Annotated in this window: 15 protein-coding genes and 1 tRNA gene; 3 read left to right on the top strand and 13 right to left on the bottom strand. The window is 71.3% G+C overall.

The genetic code is table 11. From position 1 onward, the window contains the following. Positions 1-46 precede the first annotated feature (46 nt). Positions 47-1,384, top strand: coding sequence for a YhgE/Pip domain-containing protein (locus tag SVTN_RS31860; protein WP_041132199.1), 1,338 nt, complete (start codon positions 47-49; stop codon positions 1,382-1,384). A 4-nt stretch (positions 1,385-1,388) separates the two neighbouring features. On the opposite strand, the gene SVTN_RS31855 is transcribed toward SVTN_RS31860, so the two are convergent. From SVTN_RS31855 to SVTN_RS31815, 9 genes are all read right to left on the bottom strand, one after another. Next, positions 1,389-1,889, bottom strand: a complete 501-nt coding sequence (locus tag SVTN_RS31855; RefSeq protein WP_052499405.1) for a hypothetical protein — start codon at positions 1,887-1,889, stop codon at positions 1,389-1,391. A gap of 56 nt (positions 1,890-1,945) precedes the next feature. Next, positions 1,946-2,911, bottom strand: a complete 966-nt coding sequence (locus SVTN_RS31850; RefSeq protein ID WP_052499404.1) for a hypothetical protein — start codon at positions 2,909-2,911, stop codon at positions 1,946-1,948. Between the two features lie 339 nt (positions 2,912-3,250). Further along, positions 3,251-5,401 carry a DNA helicase RecQ gene (recQ, locus tag SVTN_RS31845; protein ID WP_052499403.1) on the bottom strand — a complete coding sequence of 717 codons (2,151 nt, stop codon included), beginning with the start codon at positions 5,399-5,401 and terminating at the stop codon, positions 3,251-3,253. Positions 5,402-5,479: 78 nt separating this feature from the next. Continuing rightward, a complete protein-coding gene (locus SVTN_RS31840; RefSeq protein ID WP_041132198.1) occupies positions 5,480-7,315 on the bottom strand; it encodes an ABC transporter ATP-binding protein in 1,836 nt (611 codons plus the stop codon). A 110-nt stretch (positions 7,316-7,425) separates the two neighbouring features. After that, the gene (locus SVTN_RS31835; RefSeq protein ID WP_052499402.1) at positions 7,426-7,929 is read right to left on the bottom strand and encodes a hypothetical protein; all 504 of its coding nucleotides are present in this window, start codon (positions 7,927-7,929) and stop codon (positions 7,426-7,428) included. Between the two features lie 87 nt (positions 7,930-8,016). Beyond that, positions 8,017-8,101, bottom strand: a tRNA-Leu gene (locus SVTN_RS31830). A gap of 110 nt (positions 8,102-8,211) precedes the next feature. Further along, positions 8,212-9,375, bottom strand: a complete 1,164-nt coding sequence (locus tag SVTN_RS31825; protein WP_041132197.1) for an oxygenase MpaB family protein — start codon at positions 9,373-9,375, stop codon at positions 8,212-8,214. A gap of 26 nt (positions 9,376-9,401) precedes the next feature. Then, positions 9,402-10,454, bottom strand: coding sequence for a polyprenyl synthetase family protein (locus tag SVTN_RS31820; protein WP_041132196.1), 1,053 nt, complete (start codon positions 10,452-10,454; stop codon positions 9,402-9,404). Next, positions 10,447-10,725 carry a hypothetical protein gene (locus tag SVTN_RS31815; protein WP_041132195.1) on the bottom strand — a complete coding sequence of 93 codons (279 nt, stop codon included), beginning with the start codon at positions 10,723-10,725 and terminating at the stop codon, positions 10,447-10,449. Before SVTN_RS31815 ends, SVTN_RS31820 begins: the two co-directional genes overlap by 8 nt. A gap of 231 nt (positions 10,726-10,956) precedes the next feature. Here SVTN_RS31815 and SVTN_RS31810 point away from each other — a divergent pair, with 231 nt between their 5' ends. Continuing rightward, a complete protein-coding gene (locus SVTN_RS31810; RefSeq protein ID WP_041132194.1) occupies positions 10,957-11,802 on the top strand; it encodes a S1 family peptidase in 846 nt (281 codons plus the stop codon). 64 nt (positions 11,803-11,866) lie between these two features. Here SVTN_RS31810 and SVTN_RS31805 read toward each other — a convergent pair whose 3' ends face one another. Then, a complete protein-coding gene (locus tag SVTN_RS31805; protein ID WP_041132193.1) occupies positions 11,867-13,591 on the bottom strand; it encodes an acyl-CoA dehydrogenase family protein in 1,725 nt (574 codons plus the stop codon). Between the two features lie 41 nt (positions 13,592-13,632). Next, positions 13,633-14,187 carry a PadR family transcriptional regulator gene (locus SVTN_RS31800; RefSeq protein ID WP_041132192.1) on the bottom strand — a complete coding sequence of 185 codons (555 nt, stop codon included), beginning with the start codon at positions 14,185-14,187 and terminating at the stop codon, positions 13,633-13,635. Positions 14,188-14,319: 132 nt separating this feature from the next. Here SVTN_RS31800 and SVTN_RS31790 point away from each other — a divergent pair, with 132 nt between their 5' ends. Next, positions 14,320-16,554 carry an ADP-ribosyltransferase domain-containing protein gene (locus SVTN_RS31790; RefSeq protein WP_078908578.1) on the top strand — a complete coding sequence of 745 codons (2,235 nt, stop codon included), beginning with the start codon at positions 14,320-14,322 and terminating at the stop codon, positions 16,552-16,554. Between the two features lie 44 nt (positions 16,555-16,598). Here SVTN_RS31790 and SVTN_RS31785 read toward each other — a convergent pair whose 3' ends face one another. Then, on the bottom strand, positions 16,599-17,441 hold the full coding sequence (locus SVTN_RS31785; protein ID WP_041132191.1) for a pyridoxamine 5'-phosphate oxidase family protein: 843 nt from the start codon (positions 17,439-17,441) through the stop codon (positions 16,599-16,601). Next, positions 17,438-18,859, bottom strand: a complete 1,422-nt coding sequence (locus SVTN_RS31780; RefSeq protein WP_078908577.1) for a globin domain-containing protein — start codon at positions 18,857-18,859, stop codon at positions 17,438-17,440. Before SVTN_RS31780 ends, SVTN_RS31785 begins: the two co-directional genes overlap by 4 nt. Between the last annotated feature and the right edge of the window lie 7 nt (positions 18,860-18,866).

Below are 18,866 nucleotides of genomic sequence, written 5' to 3'. Positions count from 1 at the left end.
CGACCGAAATGCCCGGATCGCGGCTCCGGCCGCCGACCATGGCCCCATGACCTCCGCGATCCCCCCGAACACCCCGGAACCCGAGCCCGAGCCCGAGCCCGGGCCCAGCACCGGCCCCGGCCCCGGCACCGGCACCGGTCCACAGGTCCGTGCCACCACGCTCGTACGGCACGCCAAGTTGTGGCTCGTACCGACCATCCTGTGCGCCCTGGTGTCGCTGCTGCTGTCGCTCCTCTACATGGGCGGCATCCTCAGCCCGAACGACCACCTGGACGAGCTGCCCATCGCCCTGGTCAACGAGGACCAGGGCGGCCCGCTGCCGGGACAGCGGGAGAACCTGGGGAAGCAGATCACCGACGAGATCGTCTCGGTGGGCTCCTCGAGGACCACCATCGACTGGCACCGCCTCGACCTCGCGGCGGCGCAGGACGCGATGGCCTCGGGCAAGGTCTTCGGCGCCCTGGTCGTCCCGAAGGACTTCACCGCGTCCGTCGCCGCGCTGACCACGAACCGGGCGACGGTCCGCCCGACGCTCACCGTGCTCACCAATCCCGGTCTCGGCAGCCTGGGCTCCTCGCTGGCGTCCCAGATCAACCAGAGCGCGGCACACCAGGCCTCGCTGACCATCGGCAAGCAGCTCGCGACCACCACCGCCGTACCGACCACACGGCTGCTCCTGACCGACCCCGTCGCGATCACGACCCGCATCGGCCATCCGATCGGCCGGCACAGCGGCCTGGGGCTGACCGCCTTCTACTACACGCTGCTGCTCGTCCTGGGCGGCTTCATCGGCGGAAACCTGGTCAACGCCGGCGTCGACACCGCGCTCGGCTACGCCGACAGCGAGCTCGGGCCCTGGCACACCCGCCACCCGACCGTCCCCATCAGCCGCACCCAGACGCTCGTCCTGAAGATGCTGATGACGGCCGGGATCGCGCTCCTGACCACCACGCTCGTCATGGTCGCCACGATCGCGATCCTGGGCATGGACGCCGACCACATCCCGATGCTGTGGATCTTCTCCTACTGCGCGACGGTCGCCGTCGGCCTCGGCGTCCAGGCCATCAACGCGGCTTTCGGAGGCATCGGTCAGCTCGTGTCCATGTTCATCTTCATCGCCCTGGCCCTCCCCTCCTCCGGGGCGACCGTCCCTCTGGAGGCGACCCCCGCGTTCTACCGCTTCCTGGGGATCTTCGAGCCGATGCACCAGCTCAGCTCGGGCGTCCGGTCCATCCTGTACTTCGACGCCCGGGCCGACGCGGGTCTCGCCCGCGGCTGGATCATGATCGCGGTCGGCACGGTGCTCGCCCTGGCGTTCGGCTTCGCCATGACGCACTACTACGACCGCAGGGGGCTGCGGCGCCTCACGCCGCAGCCCGAGTGAGCGACTACCAGGTGCTGCTGAACTGGATGGAGCGGTTGTCGTTCCGGGTGTTCCAGAGGGTGGACATGCCGGAGCGGGCGCCGACCGTGTCGGAGATGCCCTTGTAGCCGGCGCTGTAGTACACCGTGCCGACGTAGCCGTCGTACCAGTTGTAGGCGGAGGCGGCGTTGTTGCCGGCGACCTGGCCGCTGCCCGAGCCGGTGTTGGAGCAGAAGTACAGCGGCCGGGCCGGGGTGTAGGGCATCTTGAGGGCCAGCATGTCGTAGATGTTGTGACCGATGTTGACCCACGCGCCCGAGTAGTTGGGGCTGTAGTAGAGGCGGAACCGGAACTGGTCCGAGTGCGCCGCGCACTTCTCCATCGACATGATGGTGTCCTCGTCGCTGGAGATCCAGGCGGTGGGGTCGCCCTCCGCGTGGGCCGTGCCCGCGCCGGTCAGGGCGGAGGCGCCCATCACGGCGGCGACGAGGGCGGTGCGCAGGCGGCCGCGCGAGGTGGTCTGCATGAGGGTCTCCAGAGTGATCGTCGGAACGGAATCGGCAGAGGAAAGGAAGGAGGGGGTCAGGGGCGGGCGAGGACGTCCGCCGCCTTGCGCAGGCTGCTGTCGAGGGCGCGGCGGTCCGCCGCGAGCGCCGTGGCGTTGCGCGTGATCGACGCGCGCTGGATCCGGGTCTCCGCCTCGTGCCAGATCTCGGCGACCCGGTGCGTGGCGCGGCAGCCGATGTCGGCGAGCGCCGTGTCGATCTCGACGCGGGACGCGCCCCCGGGACTCGGCCGGAACCGGGGGTCGTCGTTGGCGGCCATGGGTGCCGGGTACGTGAAGCCCTTGGTCTTCATGCAGGCGGACCAGCGCGCGAACGCCGCCTTCACCAGCGGGTCTTCCATGGACGTGGGGTACGAGTCGTTGGTGAGCCGCTGAACCAGCGGGGAGACCCCCTGCACCGAACCGCCCAGGGTCCGGCGGGCCTGGCCGAAGCAGCCGCCCTCGGGGATCTTCCGCCCCCCGTAGAAACCGCGCCGTGCCTCGGGGCCGACCTGCTGCAGGAGCTCGGCGGGGACGTCGGTGCCGCCCAGGACCAGCTGGGCGTCGGCGGAGAGCTGCGGCTGTGTGTCGGCAGCCTTCAACGCCTTGTCGTAGCGGGCCTGTTGGGCCGGGTCGACCTGGTAGCCGAACTTCGCGGACATCCCGGCGTCGTGGATGCCGTACCGCCAGTCGAGCATGTTCCTCGGGCCGATCGCGGGCAGCTCCGGGGCCGGCTTCCAGGCGATCCCGAACTCCTTGAGGCACCGGCCGACCAGCTTCCGCTCGGCGCGGGCGAGGGTCCTGGTCTGCTCGGTGGTGGGGCGGTACGCCTGCATGGGCAGGGTCCAGGTCGAGGGGTCGGCGGCGGAGCGCGGCGTGACGGTGACGGCGGCCGACGCGGCGGACCCCGCCGGCGGCTGTCCGGTGGAGCACCCGGTCAGGACGACGGCGGCCACGGCCAGTGTCGTACCCGTCCGCAGGATTCCGTGCAGGCTGCTCGTCATCGGCGGCGGGTTCCTCACGTGCGCGGTCTCAGGGGTTCTGGTCGCCGCGCGGGGGCGGTTCAGTGGCGCCCTGGAACAGTGGCCGAAAAGCGCACCGCGCTCCGGCCCGTGCCGTCGTCGTCATCCGCGTCCGAGGCGTACCCCAGCCGCCCCCCGGGAGACTCGGGAGAACCGTACATCCGAAGATCATCGCTGGTCAAAGCGCCGCCGGGAGCCGCGACTTGCGACCCTCCACCAACGGCTCCCCGGCCGTGTTCCGCCGCTGTTCTGCTGCTCGGAAACGGCCGGAGGCCGTATCGAATGTCTCGATACGGCCTCCGGCGCCCGGGGTGCCCGGGGCTACTCGTCCTCGTCCCACGGCGGTTCGAGCTCGTCGAAGTCGAACGGCGGCTCCTCGTCGTAGAACGGCGGAACGTCCGGCTCCGCCCTGCGCGCCGACGGCATGGAGGCGACCGGGGCGGCGGCAGGCGCCGGGACCGCGGACGCGGAGGAGGCAGGGGTCGCGGGCGCGGACGCGGCCGGAGCCGCAGGCGCGGAGGAGGCGGGGGCCGCAGGCGCGGAGGAGGCAGGGGCCCCGTCGGGATCCGCACCGCCGGTCCCCGCGCCGCCGGTCTGGGCGAGGGTGTCGAGGACGCCCTCGGCGTACTTGGTGAGCTTGGCCTCGCCGACGCCGCCGACGGTGCCGAGCTCCTCGACGGTGGCGGGCATGCGGGTCGCGATCTCGCGGAGCGTGGCGTCGTGGAAGACGACGTACGCCGGCACGCCCTGCTCGCGCGCCGTCGCGGCCCGCCAGGCGCGGAGCGCCTCGAAGACCGGCACGGCGGCCGCGGGCAGGTCGACCGGTACGCGGGCGCCCTTGCCGGAGCGGGCCCCGGACTCCTTGCGGGCGGGGGCGACCGCCTTCTCCTTGCGCATCGGGACCTGGCGGCGCCCGCCGAGGACCTCGCCGCTGTCCTCGGTGAGCACGAGCGTCCCGTAGTCGCCCTCCACCGCGAGCAGCCGCTGTGCGAGGAGCTGGCGGACGACCCCGCGCCACTCGGCGGTGCCCAGGTCCGAGCCGACGCCGAACACCGACAGCTGGTCGTGGTCGAACTGGATGACCTTGGCCGTCCTCTTGCCCTGGAGGATGTCGATGATCTGGCCGGCGCCGAACTTCTGGCGCCGCTCCTTGGCCAGCCGCCACACCGTGGACAGCAGCTTCTGCGCGGCGACGGTCCCGTCCCAGGACTCGCCCGGCGTCAGGCAGGCGTCGCAGTTGCCGCACGGCTTGCCGGTCTGCCCGAAGTACTCCAGGAGCCGCACGCGGCGGCAGTCGACCGTCTCGCAGAGGGCGAGCATGGCGTCCAGGTGCATGGCCAGGGAGCGGCGGTGCGTCTCGTCGCCCTCGGAGCCGTCGATCATCTTGCGCTGCTGGACGACGTCCTGGAGGCCGTACGCCAGCCAGGCCGTGGCCGGCTCGCCGTCGCGGCCCGCGCGGCCGGTCTCCTGGTAGTAGCCCTCGACCGACTTCGGCAGGTCGAGGTGGGCCACGAAGCGGACGTCCGGCTTGTCGATGCCCATGCCGAAGGCGATGGTCGCGACCACGACGACCCCGTCCTCCCGCAGGAAGCGGGCCTGGTTCGCCGCGCGCGTCCGGGCGTCCATGCCGGCGTGGTACGGGACGGCGTCGATGCCGTGCTCCACGAGGGCGGCCGCCGTCTTCTCCACCGAGGCGCGCGAGAGGCAGTAGACGACGCCCGCGTCCCCGTCGTGCTCGGTCCTGATCAGCTCCAGGAGCTGCTTGATCGGGTTGTTCTTCGGGACGATGCGGTACTGGATGTTCGGCCGGTCGAAGCCGGCGACGAAGTGCCGGGCCTCCTCCAGGCCGAGCCGCTTCGCGATCTCGGCGTGGGTGGCCGGGGTGGCGGTCGCCGTCAGCGCGATCCGGGGCACCTTCGGCCACCGCTCGTGCAGCATGGACAGGGCGAGGTAGTCGGGCCGGAAGTCGTGGCCCCACTGGGCGACGCAGTGCGCCTCGTCGATCGCGAAGAGCGACACCGTGCCCCGGTCGAGCAGCCGCTGGGTGCCCTCGGTGCGGAGCCGCTCGGGGGCCAGGTAGAGCAGGTCGAGCTCGTCCGCGAGGAACGCCTGCTCGACGGCCTGCCGCTCGTACGGGTCCTGTGTCGAGTTCAGGAATCCGGCCCGCACCCCGAGCGCCCTGAGCGCGTCCACCTGGTCCTGCATCAGGGCGATGAGGGGCGAGATCACGACGCCCGTACCCGCTCTGACCAGGGCCGGGATCTGGTAGCAGAGCGATTTGCCGCCGCCGGTCGGCATCAGGACGAGCGCGTCGCCGCCGCCGACGACCTGCTCGATGATCTCCTGCTGCTCCCCGCGGAAGGAGCTGTAGCCGAAGACGCGGTGCAGCACCCGGGCGGCGTCGGAGATCTCGGCGGAGTCGTCGGGGGCGGCAGGAGCGTCAGGAGCGGCAGAGGCGTCGGAAAGGACCATTTCTGAAGCCTATCCGTCCGCACCGACACCCCGGCCCGACCAGGAGCAACCTGTGGAAAACCCCCGCGGGGGCCGGCGTCAGCGCACGCCGGCCCCCGTGGGGGTGTCGTCGAGGAAGCCGCCCGACTGGTGCTGCCACAGCTTCGCGTAGGCGCCCTCGGCGGTGAGGAGCTCCTGGTGCGTGCCCTGCTCGACGATCCGTCCGCGGTCGAGGACGACGAGCCGGTCCATCGTGGCCACCGTGGACAGCCGGTGGGCGACCACCAGCGCCGTCCGCCCGTCCATGAGCCGCCACAGGGCGTCCTGCACGAGCATCTCGCTCTCGGAGTCCAGGGCGCTGGTCGCCTCGTCGAGGAGGAGGACCGGCGCGTCCCGCAGGATCGCCCGGGCGAGGGCGACCCGCTGGCGCTGGCCGCCGGACAGCTTCACGCCGCGCTCGCCGACCATGGTGTCGAAGCCTTCGGGGAGGGCGTCCACGAACTCGGTGACGTGCGCCGCCTCGGCCGCGCGCCGGATCTCGGCGTCGGTGGCGTCCGGCCGGGCGAAGGCGATGTTCTCCCGCAGGGTGCGGTGGAACATCGCGGGGTCCTGCGGCACGTACGCGATCAGGCTGCGCAGTTCGGCCTGCCGGAGCCGGCTGATGTCCTGGCCGCCGATGGTGATCCGGCCGCCGTCGATGTCCGTCATCCGGAGCAGCAGCCGGGTGAGGGTGGTCTTGCCGCCGCCGGACCGGCCCACGAACCCGATCTTCGCGCCGCTGGGCACGTCCAGGTCGAGGTCCTCGAAGAGCGGCTTCGCGCCCGCGTGGGCGAAGGTGACCTTCTCGAAGCGCACCGCGGCGCCCTCGGGCCGGAGGGGTTCCGGGGTCTCCGGGTCGAGGACGGTCGGCCGGTCGAGGAGGAGTTCGGTGAACTGCGCGGCCTCCGTCATCGAGCTCTCCAGGCGCCGGTAGATCTGGTTGAACTCGAACATGATCCGGGTCGCGTTGGCGTAGTACGTGAAGGCGACGATGACGGCCTCCACGCCGTGCTCCCCGCCGCCGAGGGTGACGGCGAGGACGAGTCCGAGGACGTTCGTCAGGACGGACATCGGCGCGATGAGCGTCTCGATGCGCAGGTTGCCGTAGTCCCAGGAGCGCAGCGTGAGCTTCCGCGACTCCGCGACGCGGGACCGGTGCTCGGCGGCCTCGCGCTTCTCGGCGCCGAAGGAGCGGACGGTGTCCATGTTCGTCAGGCTGTCGGCGACGTGGCCCGACACCCGGGCGATCGCCTGTTCGCGCCGGGCGACGAGTGCCTGCCGGCGCCGGATCAGGGGGACCACGCACACGCCCGTGATCGTGATGAGGACCAGGAGTCCGACCACGAGCAGCGGGTCGTACTGCCAGAGCACCACCGAGGCGAACACCAGCGGCACGAAGTTGCCCATGACCGAGAAGGTCAGGGTGTCGATGCACTCCTCGAAGCGGGAGGCGAAGCTGAGGACCCGTTTGGTGAGCGATCCCGCGAAGTTGTCGTGGAAGAACGCGGCGTCCTTGGCGAACAGTTCGTCCATGCCGATGACGTACAGGTTCTCGATGCCGCGGGCGTCGACGCGGTTCAGGCAGTGCAGCCCGAGGCGGATCAGGGCCTCCGCGAGCAGCAGGACGCCGGCGAAGACGAGGACGTACGGAATCAGGGGGCCGAGCCCTCCGCCGGCGCCTCCGCCGGCGATGCGGCCGACGAGCTTGGCGACGACCAGGGGGGCGATGTAGTTGGTGCCGATGTTGCCGAGCGCCGGCAGCAGCAGGGCGGGAGCGGCCAGCCATCGGAGGCGGAGCAGTTCCCGTCCGTAGAAGCGGACGGCGAGGAGTACCGAGCCCTTGTTCGGCAAACTCTCTTTCGATTCGGGTGTTTCAGGTTTTTCTGGCGATCCCATACCCAACCCTGTGCTGTCGTGTCGAACATGAGCAAAGGGAGTCTCCCGCGCGGGCGCTGTCGCGGTCCAAGGGTTTTCGTCCGACCGTCCGGTCGGGGACGCGGCCGAGGTCAGGAGCCTTCGACAGCCGTCGGATCGACCGCGTCGAAGACCATCACCCCCGCCACGGGATCGAGAAAGAACGAAGCCGAGTAGGCCTCCCCGGTGACCGCCGAGGTGAACGCCTCGCTCGTCCGCCACGCCGCGCCCGCGGGCACCCGGGGCTCGACGCTCCCGAGGACGTCCGGCAACTCCTCGGCGGGCACCCAGCGGTACTCCTTCAGCAGCCGTCGGACGTCCGCCTTCGCGAGGGTCACCACACCGGACATCCGTACGTCGGTGGGCCCGGGCACCCGGGAATCCGCCGTACCGAGGGGGGCCGCCGCCCATGCGACGCCGGTGAAGTTCCCGAACTGCGGGAACCGCCTCTCCACCGGCTTCCGGTCCCTCTCGATCTCCGGCGCCTGCTGCGACGCCGTGCGGGCCGGCGGCTCGGCCGCTCCGGCGCAGCCGCCGACGAGCGCGATCAGCAGCAGGACTCCGACCGCTGTACGGCGCGGATCACCCGGACTCATCGGCCACCCCCGATTCCCTGTGACGACACGCGAAAACGCCACGTGGTGGCCGGGATCCATCCCGACCACCACGTGGTGCATGTCTTGTGTCCGAGGGGGGACTTGAACCCCCACGCCCGATAAAGGGCACTAGCACCTCAAGCTAGCGCGTCTGCCATTCCGCCACCCGGACTAGGTGTGATTGTCGTTCCGGGGTTTCCCCCGCGGCGACAGAGAACAATCTACCAGGCTTCCGGGGTGCTCTTCACCCTCGTTTCCGGTGGTCAGCGGGGTGAGGGGGCGTTACGGCGAGACGGTGGCCGCCGGTGGGGTCCAGCGGTGGGTGCGCGGCGGTCCGGCCGGGACGCCGTAGTCCTTCTTGAGGTGTTCGGGGATGGCGTAGTGCATGACGCGCCCGCGCGTGAGGGAGGAGAGTTCCAGGACGGTGGTGAGGTGGCCGAGGCGGTCGAGGGCCCAGGCGCCCAGCGGAGAGCGGTCCTCGATGGTCTCCAGGACGCCGAGGAGGTGGGGGACGGACTTCACGACGGTGTCCCAGGGGGTGCGGGGGACGTCCAGCCAGTCGCCGCAGGTGTCGCCGACGAGGTAGCGGATGAGCGCGGAGACGATCGGGTCGAAGAAGGTGCCGGGGACGACCTCCTCGTACAGGTCGATCAGCTGCCGGGTCAGCTGGACGCCCTCGGGGGACGGCCCCATGTGCCGGATCATGTACAGGTCGAGGAAGCGGCGGGCCTCTTCGAGGGTCTTGGGGACGGCGTCCTGGTCGACGCCCAGCATGGCGCCGACCACGCGCCAGGCGTAGTAGTAGGCGTCGGCCCCCTCGGAGGACATGTGGATGCCGAGGCGGTGCAGGCTGTCGAGGACGAGCATCGAGAAGAACATCTGCCCGCCGATCATGTCCTCCTGACAGATCGGCACCCCCGCCGCCTCGACGTCCCAGCGGTTCTCGCGCCGGAGGTGGTGCCGGATGGAGGCGTGCAGCAGGCGGACCTTCTGCGCGGCGGGGATGAAGCGGCTGCCGGCCTCGAAGGCGTCGGGCTGCATCAGGTGGACCGTGAACTGTCCGGTCTCCGCCATCCGCTTGGAGGGGTACTTCAGACCGTGCGTCGCCGACAGCAGCTTCGCCACGTGCGGGACGAGGTAGCAGGCGGGCATGGAGGCGAAGGAGAGCGCGGTGGAGATGTGCACGTTGTTGTCGATGAAGAAGAGCCGGGCCTTCTCCATCTCCGCCCAGTCGACCCAGGACGGCGGGGCGCTCGTGACGTGGAGGTACTCCCGGGCGACGTCGGGCAGCCCGTCCGGGAGCGGGGCGCCCGCGGTGGAGACGTACCGCATGAGGGTGTTGAACGTGCCCACCTCCCCGCGTTCGAAGAGGGTGGCGACCGTGGCGTCGGCGAGTTCGTCGCCGACCCGCCGCAGGGCGTCCATCGACGCGTCGGTCAGGGTCATGGGAAGGCTCCTCGTTCTCTCGGTGCTCAGGAACGGCGGACCGTCGCCGAGTGCGCCAGGGCGGTGAGCGCGGCGGCGGGGGCCGCGGGCAGGTTCAGCTCGTCGAGGGCGCGCAGGGCCTCCTCGACCCGCTCGGCGATCAGGGCCTCGACACGGTCGGGTGCCTTCAGCCGCCGCATCACCTCGCGTACGGCCTCCAGGGCGGCCCCGTCGGACTCGGGCCGGCCGAGCAGTTCGCGCAGCCGCCCGCGGTCCTCGTCCCCTGCGAGCCGCCAGGTCTCCGCGAGCAGGGTCGTGGGCCGGTGTCCGCGGACGTCGTCGGCGCCGGCCTTCCCGGTGGTCTCCGGGTCGCCGAACAGGCCCAGCAGGTCGTCCCTCAGCTGGAACGCCTCGCCCAGCGGCACTCCGTACGCGGAGTAGCCCTCGCGCAGCCGCCCGCCGGCCCCGGCCAGGGCGCCGCCGATCAGCAGGGGCTGCTCGACGGTGTACTTGGCGGTCTTGTAGCGGATCATCTTCAGCGAGGCCGTCGTGTCCGGGGCGGCCCCCGTGTGCAGGATCTCCAGGCACTCCCCCGCCACGAGGTCCCGGGCGAGCGCCGCCCAGAGCGGGCGGGCCCGGCCGAGGTAGGCGGCGGGCAGGCCGCTGGTGACGAAGAGCTGCCCGGCGAGCGACATGAGCAGGTCGCCGACGAGCATCGCGAGCGACCTGGCCCCGGCGGCGGCCCGCGGGTGGTGTTCCAACGCGGCGCGCAGGGCGATGTGAGCGGTGGGCCGGCCGTGCCGCAGCGGACTGTCGTCGATCAGGTCGTCGTGCACGACGGCGGCCGCGTGCACCAGCTCCATGGAGGCCGCCGCCCGCACCAGCGCTTCGCTGTCGGGCTGTCCCACCGCGCGCCAGCCCCAGTAGCAGAACGCCGCCCGCAGCCGCTTGCCGTCCGCGACCGCCGCCTCCAGCTGCTCCGCCACCGGGCCGAGCGCCGGGTCCACCGCCGTCAACCGGTCGGCCTCTTCGGCGGCATGACTCCGCAGCACCTCGTCGACGCGCGCCTTGAACGCGGCCGACTCCCACCGCTCAGCCACCGTCGCCGGCCCGCCGCGCGAGGACGTGCCGGGCGAGGACCTCCAGGTGGGCGGGGGGCGGGGACATGTACCGGTCGAGCACGAGGCGGCCGCGCGCCTCCAGGTCCCGCTCGGCCTCGGCCGCCACCTCGGCGGCGTCCGAGCGCCTCAGCAGCCCCCGTACGAGTCCGAGTCCCGACCCCAGCGTGCTCACCGCCAGATCCGCGAGACCCGCCGCCAATAACACCGCCCGCTCGTCCAGGCCCCCATGGGATCCCGTCTCTCGCGTCACACCCACTCCCTCGGCCCCGCAACGTCGACGTCACTCCTTCCAGCCTTGCGCCTGACGTGCGAGGACGACGGCGGAACTCACGAACGAGTGATCATCTCGCCGACCCGCTTGACACACGCGCCTCCCCTCAACGCCGCACGCCCTCTTGCCACTTGGGCACCTCCCTTCCAAGAATGCACATGACAACCGAAGGATTCTCGGTTGCATGGTCATTCAGAGGGGAACCCCCACATGAAGAAGCCTCTCGCCGGCGCCCTGCTCGCCCTGCTCCTGACAGGAGCGGCGGCGGTCCCGGCCGCGGCCTCCGCACCCCGGGAGACGGTCGCGCAGGCACCGGCCGTGGCCGCCGTCGACTTCGCGGGAACGGTCGCGCTCAGCAACTGTTCCGGCTCCGTCGTCCGCACGCCCAGCTCCCTGCCGAGCGACCCCGCGCTCGTCCTCTCCAACGGGCACTGCCTGGAGACGGGCTTCCCGACGCCCGGCCAGGTCGTCATGAACAAGCGCTCCACCCGCTCGTTCACGCTGCTCAACTCGGCCGGCACCGGCGTCGGCACCCTCCGCGCCAGCAAGATCGCGTACGGCACGATGACCGACACGGACATCTCCATCTACCAGCTGACCAAGACGTACGCGCAGATACAGAGCACGTACGGCATCAGCGCCCTGACCCTCAACGACGCCCACCCGGTGCAGGGTTCGTCGATCAGCGTGGTCTCGGGGTACTGGAAGCGGATCTACAACTGCAGCGTCGACGGCTTCGTCTACCGCATGAAGGAGGGCGACTGGACCTGGAAGGACTCGGTCCGCTACACCTCGGCGTGCAACACGATCGGCGGCACCTCCGGCTCGCCCGTGATCGACACGGCCACCGGCAAGGTCGTCGCGGTCAACAACACGGGCAACGAGAACGGTGAGAGCTGCACCGTGAACAACCCGTGCGAGATCGACGAGAGCGGCGCCGTGACCGTCCGCCAGGGCATCAACTACGCCCAGGAGACGTACATCATCGTCCCCTGCATCGGCCCCGGCAACGTGATCGACCTCAACCGCGCGGGCTGCACCCTGCCCAAGCCGTGACACCGCGACCGCCCCTGCCCGCCGACCCGGAGAGGGCGGCGGGCAGGGGCGGTCAGGGGCTCGCTCAGGGCGTCATCTCGTACGCCCCCGACAGCGCCTCGACGCGCTGCCAGACGCGCTCCGACCGCGCCTCGTCGACGACGGGGCGCCGGACGGCGCCGAGCGCCCAGAGCTGCTGCTGCTCGGTCGCGGAGTCCTTGCCGTGCAGCTCGACCGCGTGCGCGGAGAAGTCGCGGACGAGGACGGCGAACAGCTCGTCGAGGACGTCCTCGTCGAGGCCGGTCAGGGCGGCCTGCTCCAGGACCAGCTGCCCGTGGACGACGAGCGCGAAGAGCTGGCCGACGGCGAGGAGCAGGTCCAGGTCGCGGCTCTGCTCCTCGTCGGGGGCGGCCTTGAGCACGAACTCGCAGAGCGCGTCGGCCTGTTCGCGGAAGCGGGCGACGTTGGACACGTGGGCGTACGTGTCGTAGGCCGGGCGCCAGTCGTGGAAGCGGACCGAGCCGAGACCGCGGGCGGGACCCTGGCGGAAGAGGAACGCGTCGTCGGCCGCGTCCAGACGGCTCGGAACGGGCTCGTACGCGACCGGGTCGAGGAGGTGGTTGCGCATGAACTTCAGGATCAGCGCCAGGTTGACGTGGACCGTGCCCTCCAGCTTCGGCAGGCCGCGGATCTCCACGGCGGCCTCGGCGAAGTAGTTGTCCTTCTCGAAGCCCTTGGCGGCGATGACGTCCCACATCAGGTCGATGACCTTCTCGCCCTCCGTGGTCACCTTCATCTTCGTCATCGGGTTGAAGAGGAGGTAGCGGCGGTCGTCGGGGCCCGCGGTGCGGAAGTAGTCGACGGCGCGGTCGCTGAACAGCTTCATGCCGACGAGCCGGACGTACGCGTCGGTCAACTCGCGCCGCACGTGCGGGAAGACGGTGACCGGCCGGCCGTACAGGATGCGGTTCTGCGCGTGGGTGACGGCCTCGTACATCGCGTGCTCGCAGATGCCGATCGAGGCGGTGCACAGGTTGAACTTGCCGACGTTGACGGTGTTGAGGGCGGCGTCGAAGGCGGCGCGGCCGGTGTGCAGGACGTCCTCGGCGGCGACCGGGTACTCCTCCAGGCGGAACTCGCTGACGTACTTCGAGGAGTCGACGACGTTCTTGACGAGGTGGTACGCCGGGTGGCGGCTGTCGGCGGCGAAGAAGACGTAGCCGTCGGGGCCCTCCACGTCGGTGCGGCGGCCGAAGACCGAGACGAGCCCGGCGGCGTTGCCGTTGCCGATGTAGTACTTGGAGCCGGTGGCGCGGAAGCCGCCGTCGCCGTCGGGCGTGAGCAGCATGTCGGTGGAGTAGATGTCGGCGCCGTGCGACTTCTCGGAGAGGCCGAAGGCAAACACCTCGCCCTGGGAGAGGAGTTCGGCGGCGCGGGCGCGGGCGGCGGCGTTGTCGCTCTGCCAGACCGGGCCGAGGCCGAGGATGGTCACCTGCCAGGCGTACCAGTAGTCGAGGCCGTAGAAGCCGAGGATCTCGTTGAGGGCGGCGATGCGGGCGGTGTCCCAGCGCTTGTCGCCCTCGCCCTCACCGGCGGCGGCGGACGGCGTCAGGAAGGTCGCGAAGAGCCCCTCCTCCGCGGCGAAGGCGAGGAAGTCGCCGAGCCAGGCGCGGGTCCGGTAGTCCTCGATGATCCGGCGCTTGCCGCGCGCCTCGAACCAGTCGACGGTGGCGCGGAGGAGTCGGCGGGTCTCCGGGTCGAAGTGCGCGGGGTCGTAGGTGTGCGGGTTGAACAGCAGCGGGTCGGCCATGACGTCCGCCTTTCAAGGATGAGGGGTGGGTACGGCCCGGTTCAGCGGGCGGCTTCGAACCGGGCGAGGGTGGCGAGGACGTCGTCGAGCCAGGCGAGCATCATCCGCTCGTACGCGATGCCGCCGCGCAGCACGGCGTGCTGGAGCTCGCGCTCGGCGTCGAGCGGACCGGCCGACGGTTCCCCGAAGTCCCGCGCCTCGCCCGCGAGATAGTGGGCCAGCCGGTCCGTGTGCGCCTGCCGGTGCCGCTCGACCTCGCCGATCAGTGCGGCCGGATCGTCGAAGGCGGCTCCCCGGATCTTCACCGCGAGGTCGTGCCGCACGCTCTCGGGCTCGATCGGTTCGTGCAGCCAGGCGGAGAGCGCGTCCCGGCCGGGCCCGGCGACGGAGTACTCCTTCTTGTCCGGGCGCCCCTGCTGCGGCACGTCCCGGACGTCCACCCAGCCGTCGCTCTCCATGCGCTTGAGCACGCGGTAGATCTGCTGGTGGGTGGCGGTCCAGAAGTATCCGATGGACCGCTCGAAGCGCCGGGCCAGCTCGTAGCCGGATCCGGGCTTCTCGAGCAGGGACACGAGGATCGCGTGGTCGAGCGCCATGCGCCCGATCCTGCTATGCAACGAGTTGCATAGCAAGGTGGAGCGGCCCGGTGAGACACGGCTCACGGGCGTTGTCAGTGGGGGGCGATAGCTTCGAGAACGTTCGGAAGAGTGCACGAAGAGGGGGAAATCGTGGGTGTCGAGCGTGCGTTGAAGGTCGTCCTCGTCGACGTCAACGACGAGGTGGTGGCGGCCTGGAAGTCCGCGTTCGCGGACACGCCCGGGGTCGAGATCCGGCAGGGTTCTCTTCTCGACGTGGACGTCGACGCGTGGGTGTCCCCCACCAATGCCCGGGGCCGGATGGACGGAGGGGTCGACGCCGTCGTCAAGCGGCACCTCGGCGCCGGTGTCCAGGTGCGGGTGCAGCGGGCGATCCGCGAGCGGTTCGGCGGAAGCCTGCCGGTGGGCAGCGCGGTGTGCGTCCCCTCCGGGGCGGCCGTGCCGCGGTATCTGATCTCGACGCCGACCATGCGGCAGTCCTCGCAGAACATCAGCGACACGATGAACGTGGCGCTGGCGTGCGCGGCCGCCTTCCAGGCGGTGCACCTGCAGAACCTGGCGAAGCCCGGCAGCATCCGGTCGGTGGCCCTCGTCGGGATGGGCTCGCGGACGGGGCAGGTGCCCGCGCAGGTGTGTGCCAATCTGATGTGGACGGGCTACACCCTGTTCCACGACCACGGGTTCGCGGACTACGACGAGTTGCGGGCGGCGGTACTGGGCCAGCTGGACGACATCGAGGGTGCGGGGCCGGCGCAGCGGGTGCGGATCAAGGTGCCGGAGCAGGCTTCGCCCGCCGCGCCGTCGGATCCGCTGGGACTGGCCGAGCTGTTCGCCGGCGGCGGTGAGCCGTGGCTGCCGCTGCTCGCCCCGGTGATCGAGGCGCAGCCGGGGGCCACCGCCTTCATCGGTCCGAAGCGGAGCCCGGAGGTGGTGCCGGTGCGCGAGCTGACGTTCCAGGCGCTGAAGCCGCATCCGCCGCACAAGTGGAAGGTGGTCGCCTTCGGGCAGAACCCGTACCCGCGGGCGGAGAGCGCCACCGGCATCGCCATGTTCGACAACACCTTCCACGACTGGAAGGACAGCCAGTTCGGCCGGGTGGTCAGCATCCGCTGCATCATCAAGGCGGCCGCGATGTGGAAGTACGGCATCGCGAAGAAGACGCCGATCGCCGATGTCCGGGCCCTGCTGAAGAAGGAGGACACGGTTCAGCCGCCGGAGTGGTTCCAGGCGATGCTCACCCAGGGCGTGCTCCTGCTGAACGCGTCCCTCACCGCGAGCGCGGACGGGGCGGTGCCGACCGACCGGCACACGTCCTTCTGGCGGCCCGTCGCCGAGCAGATCGTCGAGGAGATCCTCCGGGCGAAGCAGGACGCCGACGAGGCGGACCGCGGGGTGGTGTTCGCCTGGTGGGGCGCGCACGCCCGGAGCCTGAAGAGGGTCGTCCAGCGGCTCGAGAAGAAGTACCCGGGGGTCGAGGTCCGGCACCTGGACCACGCGAATCCGGCCGCGCAGGGGGACGTCTTCTGCGAGGGGGACCACTTCGCCCAGGTGAACGACGCCCTGGCGGCGGTGGGGGCCGAGCCGGTCGACTGGCTGCCGAGCAAGGGGTGGGACCGGCACACGACCGACGCGGCCGGCTCCGAGCGCATGGGCGCGTTCATCGCGTCGACGATGGAGCTGCACCAGCTCTATCTGGAGCGGCTCACGAGCGTCAAGGACGAGGGGCTCGTCCTGCCGCCGATCACCGGGGTGTTCGACACGCCGGTGATGGACTTCCGGAAGGCGGTCGAACCGGTGACGAAGGTGCTCGCGAACCTCGACCGGTACGTGGAGCGGTCGACCCGGTTCGCGGAGACGAAGGTGGCGGAGGCGGAGACCGGCTTGTCCGCGGACGCGATCTCGGCTCTGTACCTGTACACGTGCGAGTCGGCGTTCTACCGCGAGATCAACGCCGTGCTGCGGTCCCCGGACCGGGAGCGCCTCGAGCCGTATCTGCCGTACCTGCGCCTGCTGTTCTCGGCCGTGGCCGACCTGCCGGCGCAGACGCGACCCCTGTGGCGCGGCGTGGCCCTGGACCTGCGCTCCCAGTATCCCCTCGGCCGCACGGTGACGTGGTGGGGTGTCTCCTCGTGCACGTCCGAGCCCAGCGTGGCGCGGGCCTTCCTGGGCAGCCGCGGCCGGCGGACCCTGTTCGAGGTGACGCCGGCGCGTGCGGTGGGCATCCGTCGGTTCTCCGCGTTCACGGGCGAGGAGGAGTACATCCTCGCCCCGGGCACCCAGCTGAAGGTGACGGAGGTGACGAACGAGCGCGGCGGCCTGTGCACCGTACGACTGACCGAGCTGGAGGGCCAGGGCCTGGTGTCCTAGGCCCCCGACGGGTGCGCTCGGCCTCACGCCCGTAGGGCATGTGGTCAGGCGGGGGTACTCCTGCTGAACCAGCCGCTGAAGCTCTGCGCACCGGCCGCCGATCCGGTCGCAGCGCGCGCACCGGTGCCTGTGCCGGGGTCGTGCCGTACCGCCCTCGCCAGGACCCGCTCCGCCTCGGCCCGCCAACTCGCCGCGTTCGCACGGGGCGGGGGCAAGAACGGGCCCCGCTCCGGTGCTTCGGCGGCCGCTCCGAAGAAGTCGCCGCCCTTGCGCTTCACGTCGTCCGTCCCCCAGGAGCGGCCGGAGCCGCGCGCGGGGACCCTCTGCAGGTGCGGGATGTGCTTGGCGCAGTGGATGTACGCCTCCTCGACGGTGATCACCACCCATACGCGGGCCCGTCGGCCGGGTACGGGGTCGATCGCGAGGGTGGCGTGGGCCCGGCGCATGTCCTCGTCGGCCACGACCGCGGCCCGGCCGTTGACGTGGAGCCCGATGCGGTCGCGGAGGAAGTCCACCATGAGGACGCCGACGTGCGGGTTCTCCTCGATGTTGCCCAGGCTGGCGTGGACGCCGTTGCCCCGGTACTCGGGGTAGGCGAGCGTCATGTCGTCCAGGACGTGGAGGAAGCCGGGCGGGCCGGCACGGAAGGTGTTGTCGCACTCTCCGTGCCGGTCCGCGGTGGCGAGGAAGAACATCTCCTGCCGGGCCACGAACTCCCGCATGAGCGGGTTGAGTCGATCGAGGACCTGCTCGGCGTAGAAGCGGTCGGCGCGCTCCGTGGTGCCCAGGCGCTGCTGGACCAGGTGTTCGCCGTCGCTGCCCGGGCGGGTGGTGCGCAGGGGCGTCGTCGGCGTCCGCCGCTGCCCCGCCTGTTCGAAAGTGCTCACGTCGTTGCCCCGACCAGTCCTTCGATGGAGTCGTGCCGTATGCGACGGGAGGGGACGCCCATGCCGAGCAGGGTGTCGACGCCGCGTCGGATCATGCCGGGCGGGCCGGACAGGTACACGTCGTGGGTGTGCCACGCGCCGTACTCGCGCACCGCCTCGGGGAGTCCCCCGGGCAGGCCGCCGGGACCGTCGTCGACGACCGGCCGGACCGAGAGCCAGGGGTGCGACTGCTGCAGTCGCATCATGGTGTCGAAGTCGTACAGGTCGTTGTTGCTGCGGGCGCCGTAGAACACGTCGACGGAGCGGTGCCGGCCGTGCTGCACCACGTCCTCCACCAGGGCCTTGATGGGCGCGATGCCGGTACCGCCGCCGAGGCAGAGCAGCCCGTTGTCGGTGGTGTGGTCGACCGTCATGGAGCCGGCGGGGGGACCGAGTCGGACGACGTCGCCGGGACGGGCGCGGTGGACGAGGGCGTTGGAGACCCAACCCGCCGGTACGGCCTTGACGTGGAAGGAGAGCAGTCCGTCGGAGCGGGGGGCCGAGGCGAAGGAGTAGTGCCGCCACACCCGCGGCCACCAGGGCGTCTCCAGGGCGGTGTACTGCCCGGCGAGAAAGGGGTAGGGCTGGTCGGGGCGGACCGTGACGACCGCGATGTCCTTCGTGCGCATGTCATGGGCGACCACCTCCGCCTGCCACCAGGCGGGCGCGCGCAGTTCGTCCTCGGTCGCCGCGTCGATCATGATCTGGGAGATGGTCGTGTAGGCGGCGACCCACGCGGCTTCGGCCCCGGGCCCCCAGGTCGACGGCGCGTAGCGGGCGAGGGCGCCGATCAGGGCCTCGCCGACGGCCGGATAGTGCTCGGGTCGGGTGCCGTACTTGCGGTGGCCGCGGCCGAGGTGGGTCAGGTACGTGGTCAGGGTGACGGGGTCGTCCGCGTGGGTGGCTGCGGTGAGCAGCGCTTTGAAGAGCCGGTCGCGCTGGGTGTCCATCGCCGCGGGGAAGAGCGCCCGCAGGGCGGGGTGGCGGAGGAAGAGCAGCGCGTAGAAGTACGAGGTGACCGTGTCGGCGATCGGCTCGATCTCGGCCATCGTCCGGCGCAGCAGCGCCGTGCCGGAGGTGTCGTCCCTGCCCGCGGCGGGCGGCTCCGAGTGCACCCGCTGCGGCGGTACGGAGCGGGACACGGGCTCGTGGCCGTTCGGTGGTGTGGATCGGGGGCCGGGCTCGTGGCCGTTCGGCGGTGCGGATCGGGGGCCGGGCTCGTGGCCGTTCGGCGGTGCGGATCGGGGGCCGGACTCGTGGCCGGTCGGGGGTGTGGGTGCCGACGTCGCCCCGCCCGGGCCTCGCGTGAACCAGCCTCCGCCGCCCACGCCCCCATCGGTTCGGTCGCCGGCGGCCGAAGCGGTGGCCGGAACTTCCATCGGTCTG

It is taken from the genome of Streptomyces vietnamensis (assembly GCF_000830005.1).
Classification (GTDB): domain Bacteria; phylum Actinomycetota; class Actinomycetes; order Streptomycetales; family Streptomycetaceae; genus Streptomyces; species Streptomyces vietnamensis.
Note: the sequence above shows the minus strand (reverse complement) of the source record. Positions and strands in the feature narration are given on the sequence as shown.

Excerpts from the sequence above, each read along its gene's own strand:
- SVTN_RS31860 (WP_041132199.1), top strand. The coding sequence starts at position 47 with ATGACCTCCGCGATCCCCCCGAACACCCCGGAACCCGAGCCCGAGCCC.
- SVTN_RS31805 (WP_041132193.1), bottom strand. The coding sequence starts at position 13,591 with ATGGCCGACCCGCTGCTGTTCAACCCGCACACCTACGACCCCGCGCAC.
- SVTN_RS31780 (WP_078908577.1), bottom strand. The coding sequence starts at position 18,859 with ATGGAAGTTCCGGCCACCGCTTCGGCCGCCGGCGACCGAACCGATGGG.
- SVTN_RS31810 (WP_041132194.1), top strand. The coding sequence starts at position 10,957 with ATGAAGAAGCCTCTCGCCGGCGCCCTGCTCGCCCTGCTCCTGACAGGA.
- SVTN_RS31855 (WP_052499405.1), bottom strand. The coding sequence starts at position 1,889 with ATGCAGACCACCTCGCGCGGCCGCCTGCGCACCGCCCTCGTCGCCGCC.
- SVTN_RS31835 (WP_052499402.1), bottom strand. The coding sequence starts at position 7,929 with ATGAGTCCGGGTGATCCGCGCCGTACAGCGGTCGGAGTCCTGCTGCTG.
- SVTN_RS31840 (WP_041132198.1), bottom strand. The coding sequence starts at position 7,315 with ATGGGATCGCCAGAAAAACCTGAAACACCCGAATCGAAAGAGAGTTTG.
- SVTN_RS31850 (WP_052499404.1), bottom strand. The coding sequence starts at position 2,911 with ATGACGAGCAGCCTGCACGGAATCCTGCGGACGGGTACGACACTGGCC.
- SVTN_RS31825 (WP_041132197.1), bottom strand. The coding sequence starts at position 9,375 with ATGACCCTGACCGACGCGTCGATGGACGCCCTGCGGCGGGTCGGCGAC.
- SVTN_RS31800 (WP_041132192.1), bottom strand. The coding sequence starts at position 14,187 with ATGGCGCTCGACCACGCGATCCTCGTGTCCCTGCTCGAGAAGCCCGGA.
- recQ (WP_052499403.1), bottom strand. The coding sequence starts at position 5,401 with ATGGTCCTTTCCGACGCCTCTGCCGCTCCTGACGCTCCTGCCGCCCCC.